The organism is Caenibacillus caldisaponilyticus, assembly GCF_002003465.1.
GTDB classification, from domain to species: Bacteria; Bacillota; Bacilli; order Bacillales; family Sporolactobacillaceae; genus Caenibacillus; species Caenibacillus caldisaponilyticus.
Genome location: NZ_BDDQ01000111.1, coordinates 1 through 1,634, shown reverse-complemented (window position 1 = coordinate 1,634; position 1,634 = coordinate 1). Strand labels below are relative to the sequence as shown.

2 protein-coding genes are annotated in these 1,634 nt (G+C 45.0%); both read right to left on the bottom strand.

Annotated features, from left to right (window positions below; translation table 11 throughout):
• On the bottom strand, positions 1-865 hold an 865-nt coding region (locus tag CCB157_RS16525; RefSeq protein ID WP_077616908.1), incomplete at its 3' end, for a phage minor capsid protein.
• Positions 865-1,634 (bottom strand): phage portal protein (locus tag CCB157_RS16520; RefSeq protein WP_143287124.1); only part of this gene is annotated, 770 nt, incomplete at its 5' end. The genes CCB157_RS16525 and CCB157_RS16520, both read right to left, overlap by 1 nt.

Below are 1,634 nucleotides of genomic sequence, written 5' to 3'. Positions count from 1 at the left end.
CTTTTTTGGTCACTCCGGGAATATACGGATAAAGGACATGGCGGCAGTTAATACCCCCGATACCTTCGATGGTCCCATATCCTGTTTCACTTAGTGGCGGGTACTTTTTGCTTTTGCCACTGATGGAATATATCCGCCCTTGAAATGGGATATGCGACGGCCTAGAGTCGGCATGGGATGAGATTTCAACAAGGTCAACACCATATTCTTGAAATCTCGCTGTTTGCATGTCATTTGATATTCTTGTGACCATTGTCCGGGTCACCATGTTGACATATGCCTCGGTAGACCACCGCCGTCCCGCTTTGTCGATTAAAGCTGGAATGCCATCCTCAGCCCACTTTCCAATAACTTCTCTGAGTGCCTCCTGTGGCGTTGAGACGCCGGTTAAAACTTTCCCGACTGTTTGATTGACGATGTCTAAATAAGCCTGCTGGGACTGGTCAAGAAGCGTTGTATTAACGAGATTGAACGTGTCTTTGGCCTGTGATTGATAAGCCATCAAAATCCCTGCAAGTGTCGCACTATCTGCTATCGGCGGCGGCTGAACAAGTTTGCCTTGCCTAACCGCTTCCTGTAAGTCATCTTCAAACTCTTTTACCGTCGAATATCCAGCTTCTTGGAGCATTTTCGAAATTTCATCGATGGCCAATCCTGAATGTTTAGCAATAGTGATGATATTTTCCTGTGTTAATGATCCCAATTCTGCGAGTATGAGAGACTCCCAAGAATGGATATCATCTTCTGTGAGCAATGATTTATGCTCTTTAAGCCGTTTGGCAATATTGATAAGGATTTGCTCTTCGATTGCCAAATAGACCTGGACAACGGGCAAAGTGAGCTGTTGTTGTTTTTGGTAATCCATTATTGATTACCACCTAGGCCGAACATATCTATCTGTGCGGCCGTCGCTGTGGCCTTTTCTTCATTAATCTGTTGTATCATTTCGTCTGCCTGCTCTTCCGTGAGATCGAGAATACGCATGATGGCATATTTTGTGCTGATCACCCCTCTATCTTTGAGCTTCAGCCAGTAGTCCGCGTTTTGGCTACGATCTTCTGCGATCGAATCGTCAAAATCAATCGTCACATCATAGTCGGCAGGCGCCGAGAAAAAGCCATACAATTCAGCAACTTCAACGATGGTTTCGATTAACTCTTTCAAACCTTCTTCAACAAGTATTTCGTGACTATTCTTTGTTCGGAAGGTTTTTGAATTCTCAGAAACGACCTCCGTCGCTGTTTTCAAGCCTTGTCCGTCGAACGTGAATGTTCCCGCTGAAAAGCCTGTTTGCATCGCTAATATATTCAACAAAGCATTAATCGCATCGATATGCTCTTGAACCCGAATCTGAACAGAGATGTCTTTGATCTCATTAGAATCTTGTCCAAAGTTGAAGGCTTGGTAAGCTTCGTCATTTGCGTCAAAATAGCGGACCAAATTTCCGGTCTGCGGATCGACCACGGTCCGAATGGCAGAAGCCGGGACCATAATCCGCTTTTTCCCAAGTCGAAATTCTCGTTCGAAACTATCAAACGCAATGTCAAGGGCTCGAAGCGTATCCAAAGCATTCGCATAGATTGCGATACCAAGGGGGCTTTGGGTATCGAAGTTATTCGCTAAATTTGGCTTGA